Origin of the sequence: Peptoniphilus sp. HCN-40583 (assembly GCF_037892835.1) — a bacterium.
Classification (GTDB): domain Bacteria; phylum Bacillota; class Clostridia; order Tissierellales; family Peptoniphilaceae; genus Aedoeadaptatus; species Aedoeadaptatus rachelemmaiella.
The window spans coordinates 98,561-122,218 of the sequence record NZ_JBBKBU010000001.1 but is presented as its reverse complement, the minus strand read 5'-3'; the positions used below and the strand labels follow the sequence as shown (position 1 = coordinate 122,218).

Annotated in this window: 24 protein-coding genes and 1 pseudogene; 24 read left to right on the top strand and 1 reads right to left on the bottom strand. The window is 47.0% G+C overall.

The genetic code is table 11. From position 1 onward, the window contains the following. The first annotated feature begins 13 nt into the window (after window positions 1-13). The 9 genes from WKT05_RS00585 to yihA all read left to right on the top strand — a co-directional run bounded on the left by WKT05_RS00585 (window position 14) and on the right by yihA (window position 10,439). Window positions 14-2,584 (top strand): heavy metal translocating P-type ATPase, encoded by a 2,571-nt coding sequence (locus WKT05_RS00585; RefSeq protein ID WP_340412457.1) that lies wholly within the window; start codon window positions 14-16, stop codon window positions 2,582-2,584. A 40-nt stretch (window positions 2,585-2,624) separates the two neighbouring features. Continuing rightward, complete coding sequence (locus WKT05_RS00580; RefSeq protein WP_215506825.1) at window positions 2,625-2,834, top strand: YdbC family protein; 210 nt, start codon at window positions 2,625-2,627, stop codon at window positions 2,832-2,834. Between the two features lie 11 nt (window positions 2,835-2,845). After that, on the top strand, window positions 2,846-3,760 hold the full coding sequence (locus WKT05_RS00575; RefSeq protein ID WP_340412456.1) for a lactate/malate family dehydrogenase: 915 nt from the start codon (window positions 2,846-2,848) through the stop codon (window positions 3,758-3,760). After that, entirely contained in the window at window positions 3,757-4,149 is a 393-nt protein-coding gene (locus WKT05_RS00570; RefSeq protein ID WP_340412455.1) for a hypothetical protein, read from the top strand. Before WKT05_RS00575 ends, WKT05_RS00570 begins: the two co-directional genes overlap by 4 nt. Window positions 4,150-4,259: 110 nt before the next feature. Next, window positions 4,260-5,594: a trigger factor gene (gene tig / locus WKT05_RS00565; RefSeq protein ID WP_340412454.1), complete on the top strand. Its 1,335-nt coding sequence runs from the start codon at window positions 4,260-4,262 to the stop codon at window positions 5,592-5,594. A gap of 34 nt (window positions 5,595-5,628) precedes the next feature. Continuing rightward, entirely contained in the window at window positions 5,629-6,213 is a 585-nt protein-coding gene (gene clpP / locus WKT05_RS00560; RefSeq protein ID WP_215506816.1) for an ATP-dependent Clp endopeptidase proteolytic subunit ClpP, read from the top strand. A gap of 11 nt (window positions 6,214-6,224) precedes the next feature. Further along, window positions 6,225-7,481: an ATP-dependent Clp protease ATP-binding subunit ClpX gene (clpX, locus tag WKT05_RS00555; RefSeq protein WP_340412453.1), complete on the top strand. Its 1,257-nt coding sequence runs from the start codon at window positions 6,225-6,227 to the stop codon at window positions 7,479-7,481. Between the two features lie 44 nt (window positions 7,482-7,525). Continuing rightward, window positions 7,526-9,856 (top strand): endopeptidase La, encoded by a 2,331-nt coding sequence (gene lon / locus WKT05_RS00550; protein ID WP_340412452.1) that lies wholly within the window; start codon window positions 7,526-7,528, stop codon window positions 9,854-9,856. Then, a complete protein-coding gene (gene yihA / locus WKT05_RS00545; RefSeq protein WP_340412451.1) occupies window positions 9,837-10,439 on the top strand; it encodes a ribosome biogenesis GTP-binding protein YihA/YsxC in 603 nt (200 codons plus the stop codon). The genes lon and yihA overlap by 20 nt, the downstream gene beginning before the upstream one ends. Before the next feature lie 90 nt (window positions 10,440-10,529). Here yihA and rd read toward each other — a convergent pair whose 3' ends face one another. Further along, a complete protein-coding gene (rd, locus tag WKT05_RS00540) occupies window positions 10,530-10,691 on the bottom strand; it encodes a rubredoxin (protein ID WP_215506809.1) in 162 nt (53 codons plus the stop codon). A gap of 187 nt (window positions 10,692-10,878) precedes the next feature. Here rd and WKT05_RS00535 point away from each other — a divergent pair, with 187 nt between their 5' ends. The 15 genes and pseudogenes from WKT05_RS00535 to WKT05_RS00465 all read left to right on the top strand — a co-directional run bounded on the left by WKT05_RS00535 (window position 10,879) and on the right by WKT05_RS00465 (window position 23,658). Further along, entirely contained in the window at window positions 10,879-11,274 is a 396-nt protein-coding gene (locus WKT05_RS00535; protein ID WP_340412450.1) for an ATP-binding protein, read from the top strand. Between the two features lie 111 nt (window positions 11,275-11,385). Then, complete coding sequence (gene typA / locus WKT05_RS00530) at window positions 11,386-13,206, top strand: translational GTPase TypA (RefSeq protein ID WP_340412449.1); 1,821 nt, start codon at window positions 11,386-11,388, stop codon at window positions 13,204-13,206. Between the two features lie 13 nt (window positions 13,207-13,219). After that, the gene (locus WKT05_RS00525) at window positions 13,220-13,684 is read left to right on the top strand and encodes a YbaK/EbsC family protein (RefSeq protein ID WP_215506803.1); all 465 of its coding nucleotides are present in this window, start codon (window positions 13,220-13,222) and stop codon (window positions 13,682-13,684) included. Window positions 13,685-13,754: 70 nt separating this feature from the next. Then, a complete protein-coding gene (locus WKT05_RS00520; RefSeq protein ID WP_340412448.1) occupies window positions 13,755-14,036 on the top strand; it encodes a hypothetical protein in 282 nt (93 codons plus the stop codon). Window positions 14,037-14,117: 81 nt separating this feature from the next. Beyond that, on the top strand, window positions 14,118-14,690 hold the full coding sequence (locus WKT05_RS00515) for a hypothetical protein (RefSeq protein ID WP_340412447.1): 573 nt from the start codon (window positions 14,118-14,120) through the stop codon (window positions 14,688-14,690). After that, window positions 14,687-15,493, top strand: coding sequence for a CvfB family protein (locus WKT05_RS00510; RefSeq protein WP_340412446.1), 807 nt, complete (start codon window positions 14,687-14,689; stop codon window positions 15,491-15,493). The genes WKT05_RS00515 and WKT05_RS00510 overlap by 4 nt, the downstream gene beginning before the upstream one ends. After that, complete coding sequence (rlmD, locus tag WKT05_RS00505; RefSeq protein WP_340412445.1) at window positions 15,493-16,767, top strand: 23S rRNA (uracil(1939)-C(5))-methyltransferase RlmD; 1,275 nt, start codon at window positions 15,493-15,495, stop codon at window positions 16,765-16,767. Before WKT05_RS00510 ends, rlmD begins: the two co-directional genes overlap by 1 nt. A gap of 73 nt (window positions 16,768-16,840) precedes the next feature. Continuing rightward, window positions 16,841-17,410 (top strand): signal peptidase I, encoded by a 570-nt coding sequence (lepB, locus tag WKT05_RS00500; RefSeq protein ID WP_340412444.1) that lies wholly within the window; start codon window positions 16,841-16,843, stop codon window positions 17,408-17,410. A gap of 67 nt (window positions 17,411-17,477) precedes the next feature. After that, window positions 17,478-17,651: pseudogene (locus WKT05_RS00495) on the top strand (23S rRNA (uracil(1939)-C(5))-methyltransferase RlmD); the annotation flags it as partial. 279 nt (window positions 17,652-17,930) lie between these two features. Continuing rightward, a complete protein-coding gene (locus WKT05_RS00490; protein ID WP_340412443.1) occupies window positions 17,931-18,158 on the top strand; it encodes a helix-turn-helix transcriptional regulator in 228 nt (75 codons plus the stop codon). A 5-nt stretch (window positions 18,159-18,163) separates the two neighbouring features. Beyond that, window positions 18,164-19,141 (top strand): helix-turn-helix domain-containing protein, encoded by a 978-nt coding sequence (locus WKT05_RS00485; RefSeq protein ID WP_340412442.1) that lies wholly within the window; start codon window positions 18,164-18,166, stop codon window positions 19,139-19,141. 66 nt (window positions 19,142-19,207) lie between these two features. Further along, window positions 19,208-19,801 carry an MptD family putative ECF transporter S component gene (locus WKT05_RS00480; RefSeq protein WP_068454585.1) on the top strand — a complete coding sequence of 198 codons (594 nt, stop codon included), beginning with the start codon at window positions 19,208-19,210 and terminating at the stop codon, window positions 19,799-19,801. Then, window positions 19,801-20,475 carry an energy-coupling factor transporter transmembrane component T gene (locus WKT05_RS00475; protein ID WP_340412441.1) on the top strand — a complete coding sequence of 225 codons (675 nt, stop codon included), beginning with the start codon at window positions 19,801-19,803 and terminating at the stop codon, window positions 20,473-20,475. Before WKT05_RS00480 ends, WKT05_RS00475 begins: the two co-directional genes overlap by 1 nt. After that, complete coding sequence (locus WKT05_RS00470) at window positions 20,472-21,926, top strand: ABC transporter ATP-binding protein (protein WP_340412440.1); 1,455 nt, start codon at window positions 20,472-20,474, stop codon at window positions 21,924-21,926. The genes WKT05_RS00475 and WKT05_RS00470 overlap by 4 nt, the downstream gene beginning before the upstream one ends. Then, window positions 21,919-23,658 carry an ABC transporter ATP-binding protein gene (locus WKT05_RS00465; protein WP_340412439.1) on the top strand — a complete coding sequence of 580 codons (1,740 nt, stop codon included), beginning with the start codon at window positions 21,919-21,921 and terminating at the stop codon, window positions 23,656-23,658. Before WKT05_RS00470 ends, WKT05_RS00465 begins: the two co-directional genes overlap by 8 nt.

Sequence of the window (23,658 nt, the reverse complement as noted above, 5' to 3'; positions counted from 1 at the left end):
GAGAGGAGGCCCTATGGAACGAAAATATCGCGTTGAAGGCATGACCTGCTCCGCTTGTTCCGCCGCCGTGGAACGAGAGGTTGCTAAAGTCGACGGCGTGACGAACGTGGCGGTGAACCTGCTTACCAACTCCATGAAAGTGGAGGGCGAGGCAGGCATCGAACCCGCGGTCCTTCATGCCGTGGAAGCGGCGGGTTATAAAGGCTTTTTAGAAGGCGAGGACAAAAAGAGCGAAACCATTGAGGCGGATCCTTTTTCAGAAGAATTGGAATTAAAACGCCGGCGACTCATCGTCTCGGCGATCTTTCTGATTCCCCTCTTGTATATCTCCATGGGCTCCATGATGGGCGCGCCGGTGCCCTCCTTTTTGGAAGGCCGGGACAACCTACTCATCTTTGCCCTGGTGCAATTTATGTTCACCACGGTGATTCTGTTTTTGAATCGACACTACTATGTTAACGGCGGAAAATCCATGATGCGCAAGCACCCGAACATGGACGCCCTCATCGCCATGGGCTCCGGCGCGGCCTACATTTACGGGATCTACGTCATCTTCCAATTGGCCTATGGCTTCGGCCACGGGGACATGGCTCGCGTCGCCCTCTACGGCCACGAGCTTTACTTTGAATCGGCAGCCACCATCGTGGTTTTAATCGACTTAGGGAAATATTTAGAAGCCAAGGCCAAGCACAAAACCTCCGGCGCCATTCGCTCCTTAATGGATCTCACGCCGGAAGTGGCCACGGTGATAAAAGACGGGGAAGAGAAAGTGATTCCCGTGGAAGCCATTGAAATCGGCGACAGGATTCTGCTGAAGCCCGGTGAAAATGTGCCTGTGGACGGCGTGGTGGTGGAAGGCATCTCCTCCGTGGACGAATCCGCCTTAAGCGGCGAGCCCATTCCCGTGGAAAAAACCGCGGGCAGCGAAATTATGGCCGCCACCACCAACGGCCAGGGACGCTTGATTATGGAAGCGAAGCGGGTGGGGGAAGACACCACCATTGCAAAAATTATCGCCCTGGTGGACGACGCCAACGCCACCAAGGCGCCGATCTCGAAAATTGCCGACAAAGTGGCGGGGGTCTTCGTCCCCATTGTTATCGCCATCGCCTTGGCTACCGGCGGCATTTGGCTCGCCCTCGGGGCTGAGCCCGCCTTTGCGCTGAAGCTTGCCATTTCCGTCTTGGTCATCAGCTGCCCCTGCGCACTGGGTCTTGCCACCCCCGTGGCCATTATGGTGGGCACGGGCAAGGGCGCCAAGGCTGGTGTGCTCTTTAAAAGCGCCGAAAGCCTTGAGGTTTTACACCATGCGGACACGGTGATCTTCGACAAGACCGGCACCATCACGAGGGGCAAGCCCTACGTCACCGACGTGGTGGCCGCCGGCATTTCGGCGGAAGAACTATTCGCTACGGCCTACGCCCTGGAAAAGCCTTCGGAGCATCCCTTGGCCGAAGGCGTGATTCGGGCCTACGAAGAAACATACGGAACGGAAAATAAATTAAGCCTCGAGCACTTCGAAGCCATTCCCGGTAGAGGCTTAAAGGCCACCTTAAACGGCGAGACCTATTACGGCGGCAACGAAGCCTTAATGGACTCCGTCGGCGCCGATCTTTCCGTAATCCGCGCGCAACTGGACGCCCTTCTCGCTGAAGGGAAGACGCCCTTGTTTTTTGCGAAAGGCAATGAATTTATCGGCCTTATCGTGGCGAAGGATTTGGTGAAGGCCAATTCCAAACGGGCCCTTGAGAAGCTACATGGCGCCGGGAAAAAACTGATTATGCTCACCGGCGACAACGAAAAGACGGCGAAGGTCATCGGGCAGGATTTGGCCATCGACCACATTCACGCCGGCGTGCTCCCCGATGAAAAAGAAGCCTTCGTGCGTCAATATCAGGAAGCGGGGAAAGTGGCCATGGTCGGCGACGGAATCAACGACGCCCCGGCCCTTGCCAGAAGCGACGTGGGCATTGCCATCGGCGCCGGCACGGACATCGCCATGGAAAGCGCCGATGTGGTCTTAATGCACAGCGATTTAATGGATGTGGTGAGCGCCATGGATCTGTCCAAGGCCACGATTCGAAACATTAAAGAGAATTTATTCTGGGCCTTTTTCTACAATGTCATCTGCATTCCCGTGGCGGCGGGGCTGTTTTACAAGCCCTTCGGCTTGACCCTGAGCCCCATGATCGCGGCACTGGCCATGAGCTTCAGCTCCGTTTTTGTCGTGACCAACGCCCTCAGACTAAATTTCCTTTCATTGGAAAAGGCAGAAAGCGAAAATAAAGAGGAATCCGCCGAGTCCATCGACTTTGTGGAAATTCCCTCTGTAAAAACGAAAACACATGGGTATAATGAAAAAAAGGAGGAGAAAAAAATGGATAAGAAAATTTTAAAAATCGACGGCATGAGCTGCAATCATTGTGTCGGACGTGTCGACAAAGCGTTAAACGAACTTAACGGCGTGAAGGCGTCGGTAACTTTGGACCCTCAAGAAGCCATTGTGGAAGGCGAAAAGCTGGACAGCGCCTTATTAAAAAAAGCAGTGGAAGATGCAGGCTATACAGTCACAGCGGTTGAGTAGATGAAAGCGCCGACGGCGCTTTTTTCTGTTAGGAGGAATTGTGGCAGAATTTAGATTTGAAATCGTGGAGCACTTAGGCGTCTTGTCTGAATCGCCGAACGGTTGGAAAAAAGAATTAAATCGCGTATCCTACAACGGCGCCGATCCGAAATTCGATCTGCGCGCATGGAACGAAGATCACTCGAAAATGAGCAAGGGCATTACCTTGTCCGTCGATGAATTTGAAGCACTGAGAGAATTAATTAAGTAAGGGAGCGGATCATGGCCAAGTTAGGAATTATCGGCGCAGGACACGTTGGCGAAATCGTCGCCTATACGCGGGCTTTGCGCGGCGGATGCACACACATTACACTACACGACATTAACGACAAGCGCTTAGACGGCGTGGTCAGCGATTTGGAAGATGCCACGGGCTTTTACCCCCACAACACCCATTTCGTCGCCGGCACCATTGAAGATGTGGCGGCAAGCGACATGATCGTCGTCTGTGCCGGGCGCATTCCCGAAGACGGCCAACGGCGAAACGAATACGCCGCCAATTACGCCGATGTGAAAGACTACATCCCCAAGGTCATGGCCGCCGGCTTTAAAGGCATTTTCGTCGTGGTCACCAATCCCTGCGATGCCATCGCCTACCGTGTGTGGGAACTTTCCGGCATGGACGCCTCCCGCATCATCGGAAGCGGCACGGCGTTGGATTCGGAACGAAGCCGCACCATCTTGGCCCGCCACTTCGACGTGAGCCCGAGCAATGTACACAGCATGATGCTGGGCGAACACGGCGACAGCCAATTCTTGCCCTATTCCCAAGTGAAGATCAATGACATTCCCTTGGAACGCTATTTAAAAGAACACGACGTGACGCTGGATGCGGCGGAAGTGGAAAAATCCATCATCTATCGCGGCCACCGCGCCTTCTTCGGCAAAGGCTCCACCCAATACGGCATCGCCAACACGGTAAACACCATCTTAGACGCCGTTCTTTACGACGAAAAGAAAACACTGCAAGTCTCCGCCCTTCACAACGGCGAATACGGCGTAAAAGACGTCTACGTCTCCACGCCCTGCGTCATCGGCAAAGACGGCATCGAAGAAATCGTCGAGCTTGATTTAACCGACGAAGAGCGGAAACAATACACCGACAGTGCCGAAATGATCCGCAGCTACCTCGTATGAGGGAACTAAAAAACGCCTTTCGCCGCTTCATGGCCGGTCGCTACGGTTGGGACGAGCTGAACACCTTGCTCTTCGCCGTATCCCTTCTCTTGCGCATGGCCGGGCGCTATTTCGAGAAGGGCTATTGGTCCGGCGGGGCCCTCGTGCTCCTGTTCATGGTGATTTTTCGCGCCTATTCCCGGGAGCGAGGTAAGCGCCGGGAAGAAAACACGGGCTTTTTAAACGCCCTTCGCCCGGCAAAGCGGTTTTTCAGGCGGCTGAAAGACCTGCGGCACTTCCGCTACATTCACTGCCCGTCTTGCAACAAAACCGCCCGCCTGCCGCGGGGTGCAGGCAAAGTAAAGATCACTTGTCCCTACTGCCATTTTGTCTATGAACGCAGAGTCTAGGGGCTAAGGACGAGAAATTCGGCATCTTGCCGTGATTTTTTGCCCGAAACTGTAGATTTTAATGCCCTTATGGTATAATGCTTTAGATATAAATTATGGAGGGATAAAGGATGACAGAGATCAAAAAGCAAGAAAAGAATAAAGTTTACTTCGACCTGACGGTTCCCCATGCGGAAATCAAAGAAGCGGAGTCGAAAGTTTATAAACGCAACAAAAATTACTTTAACGTACCCGGGTTCCGCAAGGGTCACGCGCCGAAGAAAATCATCGAACAATTCTATGGCAGCGGCATTTTCTTTGAAGACGCACTGAACGAAGTGCTCCCGAAGATCTATCAAGACGCCCTGGAAGAATTAAAACTGGAAGTCATCGACCAACCGGAAATCGACATCGACGAAGAAAACTTCGATCGCAGCAAGGATCTTATCGTCGAAGTCAGCGTTGAAATTAAGCCGGAAGTGGTTTTAGGCGAATACAAGGGCCTTGAAATCGAAGCCGTTCCCGACGAAGTTTCCGACGAAATGATCGACAACGAAATCGACAAGCAACGCCACTTAAATGCCCGTCACATTAATATCGATGACCGCGCCGCAGAAGACGGCGACAAAGTCAACATCGACTTTGAAGGAAAAGTCGACGGCGTCGCCTTTGAAGGCGGCAGTGCCGAAGACCAAGAATTGGAATTAGGCAGCGGCAGCTTTATTCCGGGCTTTGAAGAAGCCATCGTCGGCCACGAAATCGGCGAAACCTTCGACATCGACGTGAAATTCCCGGAAGATTACTTTAACGAAGAATTAAAGGGCAAAGACGCCGTCTTTACCATTACCTTAAATTCCATCGCCGTGGAAGAATTGCCGGAAGTGGACGACGAGTTCATTAAAGACATTTCCGAATTCGACACCGTCGACGAATACAAGGCGGATCTGAAAAAGCAAAAGACCGAAGAAGTCGAAGCCAATGCGAAAAACATTCGCATGGACCGCGCGCTGGAAGCCGCCGCAGCCAATGCCAAGGTGGATGTGCCGGAAGTCATGGTCAACAATGCCATCGATGAACAAATCCGCAACATGGACAACAACATGCGTAGCCAAGGCCTGCAACTGGAACAATACCTGCAAATGTTGGGCCAAAGCTTAGATAACTTCAAAAACTCCATGCGTCCCGATGCTGAAAAGGAAGTATTGAAGTCCTTGGTGCTCGAAGCCATTGTGGAAGCGGAAAAATTCGAAATCACCGATGACGAAGTGGAAGCTTACGCCAGAGAAATGTCCGAACGCTACTTTAAAGGCGACGAAGACAAACAAGAAGAAATGGTCAAGACCATGATGGAATCCAACAAGGACCTCATGAAGTCTGACTTAGAACGCAAAAAAGCCGTCGAACTTCTCGTAGACAATGCGAAAGAAGTGGAAGGCTTAAATAAAGACGAAAGCGAAGAAGCATAAGAGGCTGCACGAGCCTCGCAAAGGAGGCATAAGTATGGCACTGGTACCCATGGTCGTGGAACAAACCAATCGCGGCGAAAGAAGCTACGATATTTATTCCCGACTCTTAAAAGACCGGATTATCTTTTTAACCGGTGAAGTGAACGATCAAATGGCGGATTTAATCGTCGCCCAACTTTTGTTTTTGGAATCGGAAGATCCGGACAAAGACATTCAAATTTATATAAACTCTCCCGGCGGCTCCGTGAGCGCGGGCTTTGCCATCTACGACACGATGCAATACATCAAGCCCGACGTCTCCACCATTTGCGTGGGTCTCGCCGCATCCATGGGCGCGTTTCTGCTCCTGGCCGGCGAAAAGGGCAAGCGCTATGCCCTGCCCAATGCGGACATTATGATCCACCAACCCTTGGGCGGCGCTCAAGGTCAGGCATCGGATATTCAAATTCACGCGGAAAAAATCTTAAAGACCCGCAAGCAATTAAACGCCATCATCGCCGAGCGAACCGGCCAAACCATGAAAAAAGTGGAAAAAGATACGGATCGCGACTTCTTTATGTCGGCTGAAGAGGCGAAAGCTTACGGTATCATCGACGATGTCATCGTCAAACGGAAATAGTTAGGAGCATCATGACAGAAGAGAAAAAAGATCAGCGTTGCTCGTTTTGCGGCAAGTCCAAAGATCAGGTGCAGAAACTGATTAAAGGGCCCGACGCCTATATTTGTGACGAATGCATTCATTTGTGCGAAGATATTTTAAGACAGGAAATGGCGCCGAAAGAGGCGGCCAATTCCGATCACCTGCCCACGCCGGCGGAAATTAAAGCGACCTTAGACGACTACGTCATTCGCCAGGAAAGCGCCAAGCGCGCCCTGGCCGTGGCCGTTTACAATCACTACAAGCGCATTCGCACCCAAGAGGCCGGCGCAGGCGACGACAGCGTTGAAATTCAAAAGAGCAATATATTAATGGTGGGCCCCACAGGCAGCGGCAAAACCCTTTTGGCGCAGACCATGGCCCGCATCCTGGATGTGCCCTTCGCCATCGCCGATGCCACCTCCCTCACCGAGGCGGGCTATGTCGGCGAAGATGTGGAAAATATTATTCTGAAGCTGATTCAAGCGGCGGATTACGACATCGAGGCGGCGGAAAGAGGCATTATCTATGTGGACGAAATCGACAAAATCGCCCGCAAATCGGAAAATGTCTCCATTACCCGTGACGTGAGCGGCGAAGGGGTGCAACAAGCCCTTTTAAAACTCATCGAAGGCACGGAAGCCAATGTCCCCCCGCAAGGCGGCAGAAAGCATCCGAACCAGGAATTTATTCAAGTGGATACGTCCAACATCCTCTTTATCTTAGGCGGCGCCTTCGATTCTTTGGATAAAACCATCGAAGCCCGCTTAGGCAAAGGCGGCATCGGCTTCGGTACGGAAATCAAACGGAGCAAGCACGACGAGGTGAACCTTCTGGAAGAACTGGAAGGGGAAGATCTCTTGAAATACGGCTTGATCCCGGAATTTATCGGCCGATTACCCGTCACCGTCACCTTGGAAGAGCTGGATAAAGACGCCTTGGTCCACATCCTGACTCAACCGAAAAACGCCATTGTGAAACAGTACAAAGCCCTCTTCGCCATGGACGGCGTGGAACTGGTATTCGAAGAAGATGCTTTAGACGCCATTGCGGAAAAAGCCATCAAAAAGAAATCCGGCGCTCGCGGCTTGAGAGGCACCATCGAAGAGATCATGATGGACACCATGTTCGAAATTCCTTCCATGAACGACGTAAAACGCGTCATCGTGACCAAGGCCAGCGTCGAAGGCGACGAGGCCCCGATCATGGAAAGAGACGAGCCCTTGAAAAAGATCTCGTCGGATCAATAAGCGAAAGGCTCACCTAGGTGGGCCTTTTTATATAAGGAGAAACTATGGCAATAAAAACGGAAAACGGAAATTTTCCCCTTCTGGCCCTAAGGGATATGGTCATTTTGCCCCACGTCATCACCCATTTTGACGCGGCGAGAAAGCCTTCGGTGGCGGCAATCGAGCGAGCAGACGGCGCAGGCGGCTACCTCTTTGTGGTGACACAGAGAGATCCCGAAGTGGAAGAGCCCGAAGTGGAAGACCTTTACGAGACGGGCACCATTTGCAAGATCAATCAGATCCTGCGCCTGCCCGGGGGCATCGTGCGTGTCCTCGTCAAAGGCGTGGCTCGCGGCGTGATTCAGTCGGTGGACACCTCCGGCAAGTGGATGGAAGCCGAGGTGGCCCGCTACGACGACACAGAGGAGGCCATGGAGCCGGAACTCGAGGCCCTTTTGCGCCTCACGGAAGACGACCTGGACGAATACATCGAAAAAAACAACAAGATCTACCCCGGTCTTTTGGATTCGGTGATTAATTACGACACGCCTCAGGCCTTTGCCGACACGGTGGCGGGCTATGTGAACATGAAGGCGGAAGATGCCCAAAGCATTCTCGACGCCATGGACGTGAAGGAGCGGCTCATGCGCCTGCACACCATTTTAATGCGAGAAAATGAGCTCTTGCGCATTTCCAACGCCATCGACGACAAGGTGAAGCATTCCATTAACGAAAACCAAAAGGAATACTTCCTGAAAGAGCAAATGCGGGTCATCCAAAAGGAACTCACCGGGGAAGAAGAAGAGGAAGTGGCGGAATATCGCCGCCGCCTGGAAGAGAAGGCCCTGCCCGAAGCGGTGCGGGAAAAGGCGGAGAAAGAGCTGAAGAAGCTGGAGCGCATCAACGCCGCGTCGCCGGAGTATGCGGGCCAGACCAATTACCTGGATTGGATTTTGGATCTGCCCTGGTGTGAATCGGCGGAAGAAGAGCACAGCTTAAAAGAAGCCCGCAAAATTTTAGACGAGGCCCACTACGGCTTAAAGGACATTAAAGAGCGGATTTTGGAATTTATCGCCCTGAGGAAAAAATCTCCGGACGCCAAATCCCCCATCCTTTGCCTCGTCGGCCCGCCGGGGGTAGGCAAGACCAGCATCGCCGCCTCCGTGGCGGAAGCGCTGAACAAGCCCTATGTCCGCATGAGCTTAGGCGGCATGACCGACGAAAACGAAATTCGCGGCCACCGCAGAACCTATGTGGGCGCCATGCCCGGCCGTGTCATCAGCTTGATGAAAGAGGCGAAGACAAACAATCCCCTCTTCCTTCTCGACGAAATCGACAAAGTGGGCAACGATTACCGCGGCGATCCGGCCTCCGGTCTCTTGGAAGTGTTGGATCCGTCGCAAAACAACACCTTCACCGATCGGTTTTTGGAAATCCCCTTCGATTTGTCGAAAGTCTTTTTCATCACCACGGCCAACACCACCAAGACCATTCCGGCGCCCCTTTTGGACCGTATGGAGATCATCACCATCGGCGGCTACACCCCCGAGGAGAAAAAAGAAATCGCCAAACGCCATTTGTGGCCCAAGCATTTAAAAGACGTGGGCTACAGCGCCGATGCCATGACCATTTCCGACAACGCCATCGACACCATGATCGAAAACTACACGAAAGAAGCCGGGGTCCGCATGTTGGACAAGGAGCTGGCGAAAATCGTGCGCAAGGTGAATTTGGAATTTTTGGAAACGGGCAAGGAAAAGGCCCACATTACCAATCGCAATCTGAATAAATATTTAGGCGAGAAAAAGGCCTTGGAAAAGGACATCGAAGAGGAAAACCTCATCGGCTACGTCAACGGCTTGGCTTGGACGGCAGTGGGCGGCGTGCTTTTGGGCATCGAAGTAAACATCGTGCCCGGCAAGGGCAAGATTCAACTCACCGGCCAACTGGGCAATGTCATGAGGGAATCGGCCCAGGCGGCCCTCACCTATATTTGGAGCGTGGAAGAAAAATTGGGCCTTCCCGAAGACTTTAAGGACAAACACGACATTCACATTCACGTTCCCGACGGCGCTACGCCGAAAGACGGTCCCTCCGCAGGCATCGCCATGACCACGGCCCTGTACTCCGCCATGGCGAAGATTCCCGTGAATCGCTTCGTGGCCATGACCGGCGAAGTCACTTTAAGAGGCCGCGTGCTTCCCATCGGCGGGCTCAAGGAGAAACTCCTCGCCGCGCAACGAGCCGGGGTGAAAACCGTCCTCGTGCCCAAGGCCAATCTCAGGGACTTAAAGGACATGGATTCTCCCTCCATTAAAAAGCTCAACGTCATCGGTGTGGAGCACATGGATGAAGTATTGAAAGAGGCGATGGTACGTGAAGATACGTCAGTGTGATTTAGAAAAAGTCGCCGTTAAAAAAGAGCAATACCCGCCGGCGGACTTGCCGGAGTTTGCCTTTTGCGGCCGTTCCAATGTGGGCAAGAGCAGCTTCACCAACGCCATGTTGGGAAGAAAAAACCTGGCCCGCACCAGCGGCAAGCCGGGAAAGACCCGCACCATTAATTTTTATCGCATCAACGATGCCCTGCGCCTCGTGGATTTGCCGGGCTACGGCTACGCCGTGGCGTCGAAAAAAGACCAAGACGCCTGGGCCAAGACCATTAACGAATACCTTGAGAGCCGCGACAATTTGGCGGAGCTGATCCTCCTCGTGGACATGCGCCACGAACCCACGGCCAAGGACAAGGAAATGTATGCATGGATCGTGGAAAACGGCTTTGCCGGCCTCGTCGTGGCCACAAAGGCCGACAAGTTGTCGAAGAACCAAAGGCAAAAGGCTTTTTCCATTATAAAAAAAGCCCTCCACATTCCCTACGACGACCTCATCGTTCCCTACAGCGCCGTCACCAAAGAAAATGTGGACGTGCTCTGGGAGATCCTCGAGGATATGGCGGCCTATTACAAGAAAAAAGACTGAAAAAAATCCATTGGGCACGGGCTCAATGGATTTTCTATGTAAAAAGAGCAATAAAAAAGGCGCGGTACGAACCGCGACCTTTGCATGCGATTATTCAGCCTTTTCGAAGTCGTCTTTGCCTGCGCCGCAGAGGGGGCATTCCCAATCAGCGGGAAGATCAGCAAAAGCGGTGCCGGCTGCGATACCGTTGTCCGGATCGCCTTCGGCGGGATCGTAAATGTAACCACATACTTGGCATTCATATTTGTCCATGTGTTGAACTCCTTTCAATTGTTAACTTGTCAACCTAGATTAATTATACCCGCTGGATAGAAAAAGTAACAGAGAAAATGAAAATTTTGAAGCGGAAAAAAGGGGAAGAAACACAGAAGGAAAATTCCCTTTTGTCGTGGTTTTTGCGACGCTTTCTTGGGTAAAAAGAAAGCATAGGGGGAAAGACATGAGAAAAGTGCGTACCTTTCAAGGGTCCGTGGCCAGCGACATGGCGGCGCTGCGTCGTTTTATCGCCGACGCCATGGAGGTGATCTCGGCTTATATTCCCAATCGGGATTTACAATATGATATTCGCCTGATTATCGACGAGCTCATGGTCAACGGCGCCGATCACGGGAACGCATGGAATCGGGACAAGCAGGTCTTTTTGCGCGTGGACGTGGAGCCCGGCTTAATGCGCATCGCCGTGCGAGATGAAGGGGAAGGCTTTTATTACTCCGCGGATGATTTTGAATGCACCACCGAAAGCTGCTGCGGACGCGGGCTTTTTATCGTGGAATCCATTTGCCGCTCCGTGGAATACAAGGGCAATGCCATTCACTGTTTAATGGATTTGGTTTAAAACTTCGGCAATCGCCTTTCGCGAAAGGGGAAAATGCTGTATAATAGATAAGTTGAAGGATTGGGCAACCGATCCTATTTTTATAGCGGCATTTGCCGAGAAAGGAAGTTTATGGAACAGAGAGATATTCGAAATATAGCCATTATTGCCCACGTCGATCACGGAAAGACCACCTTGGTCGATGTGCTGCTCAGGCAATCCGGCGTGTTCCGTGACAATCAAGTGGTAGCGGAGCGGGTCATGGACTCCGGCGACATCGAAAAGGAACGGGGCATTACGATTCTTTCGAAAAACACCGCCATCCAATACGGGGATACGAAGATCAATATTATCGACACGCCGGGCCACGCGGATTTCGGCGGCGAAGTGGAACGGGTGTTGAAGATGGTCTCCGGCGTGGTCCTCCTGGTGGATGCCTTCGAAGGCCCCATGCCTCAAACGAAATTCGTATTGAAAAAATCCTTCGAGCTGGGTCTGGATGTCATCGTCTGCATTAACAAAGTGGACCGCCCCGGCGCACGGCCGGAAGAAGTGGAAAACGAAGTGTTGGATCTGTTTATCGAATTGGGCGCCGACGAAGACGTGTTGGATTCCCCCTTTATCTACGCTTCGGCCAAGGAAGGCTGGGCGTCGGAATCCGCCGATGTCAAAGGCGAAAACATGAAGCCCCTTTTCGAAGCGATTTTAAAACACATCGAACCGCCGGCCATGGATGTGGATAAACCGGCACAGCTTTTAATTTCCACCATCGACTACAACGAATATGTGGGCCGCATCGGCATCGGCCGCATCGAAAACGGCGCCATTAAAAAAGGCGACAGCATGGTGCTTTTAAATGCCGCCGACCCTGACAAGCGGGAATCGGTGAAGATCAACAAGATCTACGAATTCGAAGGCCTGGACCGTGTGGAAAAAGACGGCTCCTCCGCCGGAAACATCGTGGCCGTGACGGGGATCGAAGACATTAATATCGGCGACACCATTGCAGATCCGGACAAAGGCGAAGCCCTGGAATTTGTAAAAATCTCCGAGCCCACCCTGTCCATGACCTTCTCCGTCAACGACTCGCCCTTTGCGGGCAGAGAAGGGGAGTTCGTCACCTCCCGCCAATTGAGAACCCGCCTCTACCGGGAACTGGAAACAGACGTGAGCTTAAAGGTGGAAGATACAGACAGCACCGATGCCTTTAAGGTCAGCGGCCGCGGCGAGCTGCACCTCTCCGTTTTAATCGAAAACCTGCGCCGAGAAGGCTATGAATTCCAAGTTTCCAAGCCGGAAGTCCTCTACAAAACCGTGGACGGAAAGCGCTACGAGCCCATGGAAAAAGTCACCATCGACGTGAATCAGGAATTTATCGGCTCCATTATCGAAAAATTGGGCCGCAGAAAAGGCGAACTTTTGACCATGCAAGAGCCGGACGGCGGCTATTCCCGCCTCGTCTTCCGCATTCCCGCCCGTGGCCTCATCGGCTACCGTCAGGAATTTATTACGGACACTAAGGGCAACGGCATTATGAACTCCCAGTTCGAAGACTACGCGCCCTACAAAGGCGACATTCCCCGCCGCAAAACCGGCTCCATTATCTCCTTCGACACGGGCACTGCATCGGCCTACGGTCTGCACAATGCTCAAGACCGCGGCGATCTCTTCGTGGAACCGGGCGAAGATGTTTACGCCGGCATGGTGGTAGGCTCCTCGCCGAAAGGGCTGGATCTCGAGGTCAGCGTCACCAAGACGAAGAAGCAAACCAATGTGCGGGCATCGGGTAGCGACGAAGCCCTGCGCCTGTCGCCCATTCGGGATTTAAGTTTGGAAGAAGCCATCGAGTTTATCGAAGAAGACGAGCTCATCGAGATTACGCCGCAATCCTTTAGAATCAGAAAGACCATTTTAGATTCCAACAAGCGTTACAAAGCCAACAAAAACAAGTAACAGGAGGGAAATTATGTCGAAGGAAAAAGCGTACGCCTATTTAGAAAAAAAGGGCCTCACGGACCACTTTATCGAAACGGAAGAATCCACCGCCACCGTTGAAATGGCCGCCGCCGTTTTAGGCGTGACGCCGGGGGAAATCGCCAAGTCCCTTACCTTCCGCAATGCCGAAAAAGAGCCGATTTTAATCGTCATGGCCGGGGACAAGCGGGTGGACAATAAAAAGTTCAAGGCCGCCTTCCAAACCAAGGCGAAAATGCTCTCTGCCGAAGAAGTTGCCGAAGAAATCGGCCACGAAGTCGGTGGTGTGACCCCCTTCGGCGTCAATCCCGGCGTGAAAGTGTATTTAGACGAAAGCTTAAAAGCTTACGACGTGGTTTATCCCGCCTGCGGCTCGGAATACGCCGTGGCAAAATTTGCCGTCGACGAATTGATCCACGCCGTTGACGGGGAAGGCTTCGTCGACGTGTCGAAATAGCTTAGGCTTTCCCGCCTCTTTGCCAAGGCTTGGATATTATCTGCTATACTGGTGAAAAAGGAGGGAGTCCATGGAAATGACAAGCATGGTACAAGATGCCGTGGATCGGAAAAAAGAAAAGAAACGAAGAAAGCGCCGTCGCCGGCGGGTGCGCCGCTTGATTTTTCTCGCCATCCTCTTGGCTGTGTTGGCGAAGTTCGGCTATCTCGACGGCTTCATTCACGATCCCCAAGACCAGGGACAAGAAATGCTTCGCCGCATGGCGGTGCTTAAAACCACCCTTGTGGAACATTTCCCGGACATTCGCCTGTGGATTGCAGATAAGTTAAATTACATCGCGCAGTTTTTATAAGGCTTCGGCTTCGGCCGGAGCTTTTTCCATGTCCGTTTGCTTTTAAAGAGCGCCTGTGGGAAAATAAAATCAGGAGGCATTATGTTTGGATTTAAGAAAAAACCGAAGACCTTATACGGAAAAATCGTCGAAGATCCCCGGGTGGACATCGGCGACGACGGCAGCTACGAATGGGCCGTCCTCAATAAAGAAATGACACCGACGCTGGTGAATACCGACGCCCTGGACGTGGGCATTATGGAATACTTCGGCCGGGAGCCCTTTGCCATGGAGCACATCGACCGCTTTTTTGAAAAGAACCGGGCACTGGAAGCTGTGGGCCGCTTCGAGCAGTGGCTCTTCGCCCTGGATCAAATGGAGCGTCCCTTTTTGGGCCTCGCCATTTTGCTTATGCGGGACAGCGAAGTCATTGAGGCGAAAAAATTCGGCATCTACCTGACCCGCTACACGGATCTTTCCCACAAGACCCAGGCGCGGGCCATCGTGGAAAACTTGGGCCGCCACGACGCATTCAGCTACTACGCCTTAGACGCCCTCTTAAAGAGCGAAGGGGGCAGCTACGCCTTTTACGAATTGGGCTCCACCTTAGAGGGCAGGGCCCACGACATTTACGACCACATGGCCAAGGAGCTCTTGGAGAAAGGGAAAAAATGAAATTAGGAAAAGTACAACAGTTAAAACTCGTGGAAAAGGGAAAATACCTTTGGGCCACCGACGGCGAAAAGGAAGTGCCCATTCACGGCGAGATGCGGGGCAAAGACGGAGAGATGCGGGACGTGTTTTTGTACCGTGAAAACAACGGGCAAATCGCCGGCATGCTTGAGGCGCCCTTCATCCAAGTGGGAGAAGTGGCCAAGCTGAAAGTGGTGGCCAAGTCGAAAATCGGCTACTTCGTCGGCATTAACGCACCGAAAGATATCTTGCTTCCCTTCTCCGAAGCCACGGAGCGCATCGCAGAAGGAGAAAAATACCTCTTTACCATGTACGTGGACAAGTCCGAGCGCTTGGCCGTTTCCATGGAAATTAAAGACGCATTAAAATCAAACAGCCCCTACAAAAAAGGAGATCGGGTCACGGGCACGGTGTACCACGTAGGCAAAAGCGGCGTCCTCGTCGCCGTGGACGACACCTACGACGGCCGCATTCCCAAGCAAGAGATGAAGGGAATCTACCACGCGGGAGATACGGTGGAAGTGCGGGTGGCCAATGTGCTGGACGACGGCAAACTTACTTTGTCGCTGCGAGACTTTGCCCACGTGCAAATGCTTCAGGATTCCGACGTGCTCCTGGGCCTTATGGATGAAATGGGCGGCAAACTCCCCGTCGGTGACAAATCCGATCCCGAGGCAATCAAGCGCCTTACGGGCATGACGAAAAAAGCCTTTAAGCGGGCCGTGGGCAAGCTTTATAAAGAAGGCAAGGCGATTCCCGGGCCCACGGAAACGAGACGGAAGTAATGGAAGTCTTCGACAAGGTGCGCCTCGCAATTACGGACTACGACTATCGGGGCCGCGGCATGGGCAAAGCCGACGGCGCCGTCATCTTTTTAGACGGCGGGGAAATCGGCGACGTGGTGGATGTGACCATCGTGAAAAAGAAGAAGCGCTTTTTCGAAGGAGAAATTCTCTCTTACGAGAAAAAATCCCCTTACCGCGTAAAAAATTCCTGTCCCTACACGAACTGCAATGGCTGCGCCTTTTTGTCCCTGGACCGAAAAGAGGAGCTGAATTGGAAGCGGCGGCGGGTGGCCGATGCCTTATCCCGCATCGGCGATGTGGCTGTGGCCGTGGATCCCGTCACTACGCGTGGCGAGAGCACGGGCTACCGCAACCACATGCAGTTTCACGTGAAAGACAGAAAGCTCACCCTCTACGGCAAAGGCGGCGAAGTTATTTCCATAAAAAGATGCCTGATGCAGACGGAAAAAGCCAACGCCATCCTCGCCGCCATGCAGGGGGAAAAGTGGCTGGATGAGGTGGCCCTCGTGGGCATTCGCACCACCCGTCGGGGCGAGAGTATGGTGATTTTGTCCGGACCCAAGGACATGAAGGACAACCTCCTTCACGGCGCCGTGGCCTTTGCCGTGGAAGCCGGGGTGGACAGCTTGTACTACACGAAAAACACCAATCCCAGCTTCCACTACGGCAGAAAGATGGAGCACCTTTACGGGAAGAAAGAAATCACCGAAACCTTGGCCGGCTACGACTACGGCATCTTCGGCTCCAATTTCTTTCAGGTGAACCCCATGGGTGCCGAGGCCATTATCGACAACGTGGTGAGCAATGTTGAGCCGGGCAAAAATGTGGTGGAGCTATACGCCGGCATCGGCACCATCACTCTGCCTTTGAGCGAACAGGCTGCGGCCGTGGTGGCCAACGAATACGCCGAAGCCTCCGTGGATTACGCACGGAAGACGGCGGAAGATAACGGCGTCAACAATGTGCGCTACATCGCCGGTGCGGCGGAAAAAATCATGCCCCGCATCGCCGAAGAGGAGCAGGTGGACGTCCTCGTCGTGGATCCACCGCGGGCCGGGCTCGATCCCATGGTCGTCGAAGGTGCCATTCAAGCGTCGCCTGAAACCATGATCTACGTCAGCTGCAATCCATCCACCCTGGCGCGAGATCTGGCCCTGTTAAAGGAACAATTCTATATTGAAGCCCTCACCCCCATCGACATGTTTCCCCATACTGCGGCAGTGGAGTGCGTGGCGGTATTAAGGAGAAAATAAAGGGTTACTCGAATGTGTGAACTATTTTGTGACAGTTAAAAAGCGAAACGAAGCCATAGTAGGGAGACGAATAATGAAAAAAATGTTTTACACTACTAATAATACGAATATAGCAAGAAATCTAAGAGAGTGGGCTTTATGCATAGTAGCAGCGTTCTTGTTGGCACTATTCATAAGAACCTTTATTTTTCAAACTGCTCGTGTTGACGGAAGTTCTATGTATCCTACCTTTGAAGATCGAGACTTATTAATTGTCAAAAAATACGAAAATATCATCAACCCTAATAAATACACGAGGGGAGATATTATTATTTTCTCTCCTCCAACTAAAGATTATAAAAAATTATACATTAAAAGAGTAATAGGCTTACCGGGTGATAAGATAAGCATAGAAGAAGGCAAGATATATATTAACGACACACCTCTAAATGAAGCATACATCGAAGATGGTATGTACACGGAGGCAATTCATTTAGCCGGGCCTCATACTATTTCGGATGATGAACTGTTTGTCGTTGGCGATAATAGGGAGCCCGGAGGAAGCATTGACAGCAGGACTTTTGGCGACGTTCCTTTTAAGAATGTCGTAGGTAAAGTGAGTTATCGACTTTTCCCCTTAACAAAAACAAGACATTTTAATTAAATACTATTTAAAAGAACAATTCCATATAGAGCCCCTTATCCCCATCGACATGTTTTCCCATAGGTTGGCGGTGGAGACGGTAGCGCTTTTGTCCAAACTCGATGTCGATAAGCATATAAATATTGAAATTGAGCTAGATGAGCTTGATTTGACAAGTGCTGAAAGTGAGGCAACATATGCTCAAATCAAAGAATATGTTTGGAATAAATTTAAATTAAAAGTTCCGACATTATATATTGCACTTGACTTGACAATTCAAGATAAAAAAAGAAGCAGATCCCCAAGGGCTGCTTCGTCATTTTTCCGTAAGTGTCCGTACACTTACTGTGCTTGCTATAAAAGAATAATTAGAGTAACAAGCGTTAAGCTTATATTTGATTGATTGAGAATATTATATCATAAATACATAAATAGTAAAAAAATCATATTTTGATTAAGTAGTCAGGCATTTACTTTTTTCTAAAAGTGAAGTATACTTCGCACATGATGCGTACTTCACTTTTTTATGATGAGGGAGTTTATGAAAAATATACTTAAACAATTAAGAGAAAATAAGCAGTGGACCCAAAAGGAATTGTCAACTAAATTAGGAGTTTCTACGAGAACAATAATTTCTTTAGAGAAGGGGTATTTTAATCCATCAATAAAAGTTGCATATAAGTGCAGTTTAATATTTGGGTGTCCAATAGAAAAAATATTTTGTCTTGAAGAAAATTACGATGATGATAGGAAAGAGATTTTAAGGTAAATAATATGGATTATATGAGCCATCTTTATGGAAGAAATAAGAAAAAAATAGTGGAGAATTCAAAAGGCAGGATTTGTGAATATTGTGATTTGGAAAATGGAAAGTATGTCATTACAGAGTATGAAGTCTTTAAGGGTGTAAGAGTATTCTATAACGATATACACACATCAAAAATTACAAGTAGTATTCCTAAGGATTCTCTTAATGAAAGGCGATATGAAATCAATCATTGTAGAGAAGGAAGGTTTGAGTGTGTATTAAGAGACGGAACTGTAACATATATGGAAGCTGGAGATTTTGCAATTAACTTAATAAGTAACAGTTCTAAAGAATCATTTTTCCCCATAAGTCATTATCATGGCATTACTTTTTGTATTACACCTTCGGAGTTTGATGATGAACTACATCTTTTAGAAAAAATGTTTGGGATAAACTATGAAGATGTTTTGGCTGACCTTTGCCACGATAATAAACTTTTTATTCAGAGAGCTACATCTGAGATTGAACATATTTTTTTTGAAATGTATAAAGTACCGGATGATATTCTGGTTGGATATTTAAAGGTAAAATTCCAAGAATTATTCTTATATCTCACAGCAGTTAAAAATAATATGTCTTATAGCGATAGACAATATTTTGCCAAAAATAATATTGAAATTGTGAAAAAGATAAATGAATATGTATTGCAGAATTTCACTGAAACAATAACATATGAAAAACTGTCTGAAACATTCAATATAAAAATTACTACAATGAAAAACTGTTATAAGAGTATATATGGTGAAACGATTAATGACACGATAATAAAAAAGAGATTAGAAGAGGCAGCACTTTTGTTGAAAAACTCGGCGTTGTCTATAACAGGGATTGCAATTCAAGTTGGATATACGGATCATTCTAAATTTTCCAATGCGTTCAAAAAAAGGTATAATCTGACTCCTTCGGAATATAAAAAAATATCTAAAACAGCACATCTGGTCTGATTCAGCAAGCGATTTGAGTTAGATAGTGCTAACATAAACATTACTTATAGAAAAGGAGGAATGTTTATGGAAAGCACAAAAAAATTATCCATAAAAGATTTAGCAACTATAGGAATCTTTTCTGCAATTATGATTGTGGTCTTTATAGCTTTTTCGATGATCACAGGAGCATCTCTATTTTTTAACATGATTTTTAATGCGGTGTTTACAGCGTTAATTTTGGGGCCTTTTTTCGTTTATATGGCGATGAAAGTCGGGAAACCCGGAGTTGCTCTAATTTATAATATCTTACAAGCGGTTTTGGCAACTGTATTTATGGGACCGTTTATGATTCCTTGGTTCGTAGGTGGCGGTATCATCGCAGAATTATCTATGATAGGCACTGATAGTTATAGGAATATAAAAAGAATTACGATTGCTTGGATTATTACATCTCTCACAAGGGCTGCGCATGGAATGAGTGAAATATGGTTTTTCAAAGATGCATTTCTTAAAACAGGAGTGTCTCCTGAACAAGTTCAAGTTCAAACACAATATTACACAGATACAAAGTGGGTTATTATTTCTTTAGCATTAACTGTGGTGGCGGCTGCAATTGGATGCTATTTAGGAAATAAAATGACAGAAAAGCACTTTAAAAAGACAGGTATAATAAAGTAATGCATTTGGACTTACGCTCCAAAGTTGCGGTATTTTTTAGTACAGTATTTTTGGCTTCGGTATTGTCCAAAGATACTGTATTTTTTTTGCTGACCGTCATCCTATTACTATATGTTGCCGTATTAGGATATAGCAAATCTACCGTAAAAATTGTGTTTGCGATAGCAATCATCAGCATTATGAGATTGGTTTCAAAAGGAAACGGATTTGGAATTATGCTTCCTGAAATGTTTCTTTTTATAATTATCAGGACATTAGTTATTATTTTGTCTGTCATACCGATTATAAAAACACCTCCGGGAGAACTGATGGCTGTAATGAAAAAAATGAAAATCCATAGGAATATAGCATTGCCACTTATTTTTATGATGAGGTTTTTTCCGGTAGTAAGAAGTGAATTTTCGGAGATTATCGATTCATTAAAATTAAGAGGCCTAATTTCTTTTAGAAAGCCGTTTGTTACAATGGAATATTTGTTTGTGCCTATGATGTTCTCTTCTTCTAAAATTGCCGAGGAATTGGCTGCGGCATCTGAAGTAAGAGGAATATCTGCCAATGGAAAACATACATCAAGAAGAGAAATAAAATTTAGAAAAATTGATTCTATTGTAGTTATATTGACTGTTCTGCTTACGGTAGGTTTGTACTTTATGGAAGGAGTGATGATGAGATGATCAAACTTAAAAATGTAAGTTTTTCATATAATCAGGACTCCCGAAATATTATTGAAAATATCAACATAGAAATTAAAAAGGGAGAAGTTGTAGCCTTCATTGGAGCCAGTGGATGCGGAAAGACAACGCTGACAAGGATTATCAATGGACTTGCGTATAAGTTTTATGGCGGGAAGCTAAATGGAAACATTACAATAGATGGTATGAATCCATGTGAAAAAGAATTGTACGAAATAGGAAGAAGAGTGGGGTCAATTTTTCAAAATCCTAAAAGTCAATTTTTTGCAGAAAATGTAGAAGATGAAATTGCATTTGGATTGGAAAATTATGGCGTAGACCGAGAAAAAATTTCGAGAAGAATTAGAGAAGCACTTTCCTTAATCAATGGAGAAAATTTAATTGATAAGAGCTTATTTCATCTTTCAAGTGGAGAAAGGCAAAAAATCGCAATTGCTTCTATAAATGCTCTTGATCCACCGATTTATGTTTTTGATGAGCCGTCAGCCAATCTTGATATGAAAAGTGTCGAGGCTTTAAGAAAATTGATGCTTTCATTGAAAACACAAGGGAAAACGATGGTGATTTCCGAACATAGAATTTACTATCTGAAAGATCTTGTTGATAAATATTACTACCTTGAAGATGGTGAGATTAGATATTCTTTTTCGGAAAATGAACTTCTGTCAAGCAGTAATGACTTTTTTAGAACAGCAGGGCTAAGGGCATATTCTTTAGAATGTGTTGTCCCAAAGACAAAGAAATTAAAAGAAGTAAATTCGATGGAGTTAGATAAAATAAGCTTTTCATACAAGAATGAGAAGATCATAAGTGAGCTAAGTTATTCATTTAAGAGTGGAAATGTTTATGGAATTATAGGAGATAACGGCGTTGGTAAAAGCACTTTATTTAAAATTATGAGTGGATTGCTTAAAGAACAGAAAGGCAATTTGTCTATAAATGGTGAAAAAATTAAGAAAGCAAAAAGAAAGAGAAGAGTATATTATCTGTCAAACAATCCTGACAGTAATTTATTTGAGGCTTCTCTTGAAGATGAGTTGAGACTAAATGATTCAAAGGCAGATATAGATTTAATCTTGCATCAATTTCATTTGGAAGAGGCTAAAGATTTGCATCCTCAAATTTTATCAGGAGGTCAGAAACAGAGATTGACTATTGCAGCAGCAGAACTTTTAAAAAGGGATGTATATTTGTTTGATGAGCCAACAAGTGGATTAGATGGAAATAATATGAGAATTATTTCCGAAAGAATGACAGAACTTCAAGAAAAACAGAAAATCATACTTATCATTTCACATGATTATGAGTTTCTAATGACTTCTTGCAACAAAGTATTATATTTAGACGGACAATCTTTTAAAGAGTTTTCTGCGGAGAATGATAAAGAAAAAATATTGGAAATATTAAAAGGTGAGGTGAAGAACTATGTTTAATAGCGGATTATTAAAGTATTCCGGCAAGTACAAATATCTAACTGTTTTGTCGTGTGTACTATCCATTTTGAGCGCTGCAATGTCAATCATTCCGTTAGTTTGTATCTATCAAATTATAAGATTATATGTCGAAAACTTAAGTACGAAAAGTATTATGCATTATGGAGAAATCGCTGTGATTTCATCTGTTTTCAGCATTGCTTTGTATTTTGTGGCATTATCTTTAGCCCATATATCTGCTTTTAGAGTTGCTAAAAATTTAAAATCACAGGCAATCAATAAAGTGATAGAAATGCCATTAGGCTTTTTTGAAATGAAGTCTACAGGCGAGATTAGAAAAATTATTGATGAAAACACCATTTTAACAGAAGATTTTTTAGCACATAAATTACCGGATTTTGCGGCGACTGCAATTATGCCACTTATCATTGTAATTAGTTTTTTCTTTTTTGATTGGAGATTAGGTGCTGCTTGCTTTATCCCGTTAATCATTTCTGTGATATGTATAAAGATGATGATGGGCGGAGAAAATAAATTTATGATGGGTAAAATCATGACATTGCAAGAGAAGATGAACAAAGAAGCTGTTGAGTATGTTCGCGGTATACCGATTATCAAAGTATTTCAGCAAACTGTATTTAGCTTCAAAAAATTTCATAATACGATTATGAGTTATAGAGATTTGGTGGCAGGCTACGCAAAAGCTTGTCGTATGCCTAAAACTATTTTCGGGGTTATGTTAAACAGTTTTTTTGTGTTTTTGATAGCTGTAGCTGTAGTTTTATTTAATTCAGCAAGCGATCCAATCGCAGTATTTTTGGATTTGATTTTTTTCATATTACTTAGCCCTTTAATTTCTACAACAATGATGAGGCTAATGATGACTGGAGAGAACTTAATTCAAGCAAAGGAAGCATTAAATAGAATTGAAACAATTATCTGTGATGATTCATATATAGAAAATGGTAGTGATGAATTCCCTGAAAATACAGAAATTGTTTTTTCGGATGTTTGTTTTTCATACCCTGAGCAAGAAAAAAATGTTATAGAGCATGTATCGTTTGAAATTTCAAAAAATCAAAAGGTCGCTTTTGTTGGTTTATCAGGCTCCGGGAAAAGTACCATTCTTTCTTTGATAGGGAAATTTTTTAAGGTTAACTCAGGAACGATAACGATTGGTAGCAAGAATATAAATGAAATAAGAAATAGTGAACTTATGAAAAATATTTCCTTTGTTTTCCAAGACAGCAAGCTATTTAACGGAACCTTACTTGAAAATATAAGAGTAGGAAATCCTAATGCATCTTTAGAAGAAGTAGATAAAGCTATTACAGTTGCGCAGTGTCAAAGTATTATTGATAAACTTCCGAACGGTATAAATAGTATTTATGGCAGTAAAGGGATTTTCCTTTCCGGTGGAGAAAGACAGAGAATTGCACTGGCAAGAGCTTTTGTTAAAGATTCTCCAATTATTGTTTTTGATGAAGCAACATCAGGTTGTGATGCTGAAAATGAGTTTTATATCAATAAAGCAATTACAGAAATTTCAAAGAATAAAACTGTAATTTTGGTGGCTCATAGATTAAATACTGTAATTGATGCAGACAAAATAATTGTCATGGATAAAGGAAAAATCGTTGAGCAAGGTACTCATAATGATTTAGTTGAAAGTAATGGAGCATACGCAAATATGTGGAAACAATATCAAGGTGCTTCAGATTGGAGGCTATAA

Bases quoted from the DNA above. Each gene is read 5' to 3' on its own strand.
- WKT05_RS00535 (WP_340412450.1), top strand. From the start codon at position 10,879: ATGAGAAAAGTGCGTACCTTTCAAGGGTCCGTGGCCAGCGACATGGCG.
- clpX (WP_340412453.1), top strand. From the start codon at position 6,225: ATGACAGAAGAGAAAAAAGATCAGCGTTGCTCGTTTTGCGGCAAGTCC.
- WKT05_RS00470 (WP_340412440.1), top strand. From the start codon at position 20,472: ATGATCAAACTTAAAAATGTAAGTTTTTCATATAATCAGGACTCCCGA.
- lon (WP_340412452.1), top strand. From the start codon at position 7,526: ATGGCAATAAAAACGGAAAACGGAAATTTTCCCCTTCTGGCCCTAAGG.
- tig (WP_340412454.1), top strand. From the start codon at position 4,260: ATGACAGAGATCAAAAAGCAAGAAAAGAATAAAGTTTACTTCGACCTG.
- WKT05_RS00585 (WP_340412457.1), top strand. From the start codon at position 14: ATGGAACGAAAATATCGCGTTGAAGGCATGACCTGCTCCGCTTGTTCC.
- WKT05_RS00480 (WP_068454585.1), top strand. From the start codon at position 19,208: ATGGAAAGCACAAAAAAATTATCCATAAAAGATTTAGCAACTATAGGA.
- WKT05_RS00575 (WP_340412456.1), top strand. From the start codon at position 2,846: ATGGCCAAGTTAGGAATTATCGGCGCAGGACACGTTGGCGAAATCGTC.
- clpP (WP_215506816.1), top strand. From the start codon at position 5,629: ATGGCACTGGTACCCATGGTCGTGGAACAAACCAATCGCGGCGAAAGA.
- WKT05_RS00520 (WP_340412448.1), top strand. From the start codon at position 13,755: ATGGAAATGACAAGCATGGTACAAGATGCCGTGGATCGGAAAAAAGAA.
- WKT05_RS00490 (WP_340412443.1), top strand. From the start codon at position 17,931: ATGAAAAATATACTTAAACAATTAAGAGAAAATAAGCAGTGGACCCAA.
- WKT05_RS00485 (WP_340412442.1), top strand. From the start codon at position 18,164: ATGGATTATATGAGCCATCTTTATGGAAGAAATAAGAAAAAAATAGTG.
- WKT05_RS00515 (WP_340412447.1), top strand. From the start codon at position 14,118: ATGTTTGGATTTAAGAAAAAACCGAAGACCTTATACGGAAAAATCGTC.
- rd (WP_215506809.1), bottom strand. From the start codon at position 10,691: ATGGACAAATATGAATGCCAAGTATGTGGTTACATTTACGATCCCGCC.
- WKT05_RS00475 (WP_340412441.1), top strand. From the start codon at position 19,801: ATGCATTTGGACTTACGCTCCAAAGTTGCGGTATTTTTTAGTACAGTA.
- WKT05_RS00465 (WP_340412439.1), top strand. From the start codon at position 21,919: ATGTTTAATAGCGGATTATTAAAGTATTCCGGCAAGTACAAATATCTA.
- WKT05_RS00570 (WP_340412455.1), top strand. From the start codon at position 3,757: ATGAGGGAACTAAAAAACGCCTTTCGCCGCTTCATGGCCGGTCGCTAC.
- typA (WP_340412449.1), top strand. From the start codon at position 11,386: ATGGAACAGAGAGATATTCGAAATATAGCCATTATTGCCCACGTCGAT.
- WKT05_RS00510 (WP_340412446.1), top strand. From the start codon at position 14,687: ATGAAATTAGGAAAAGTACAACAGTTAAAACTCGTGGAAAAGGGAAAA.
- WKT05_RS00525 (WP_215506803.1), top strand. From the start codon at position 13,220: ATGTCGAAGGAAAAAGCGTACGCCTATTTAGAAAAAAAGGGCCTCACG.
- lepB (WP_340412444.1), top strand. From the start codon at position 16,841: ATGAAAAAAATGTTTTACACTACTAATAATACGAATATAGCAAGAAAT.
- rlmD (WP_340412445.1), top strand. From the start codon at position 15,493: ATGGAAGTCTTCGACAAGGTGCGCCTCGCAATTACGGACTACGACTAT.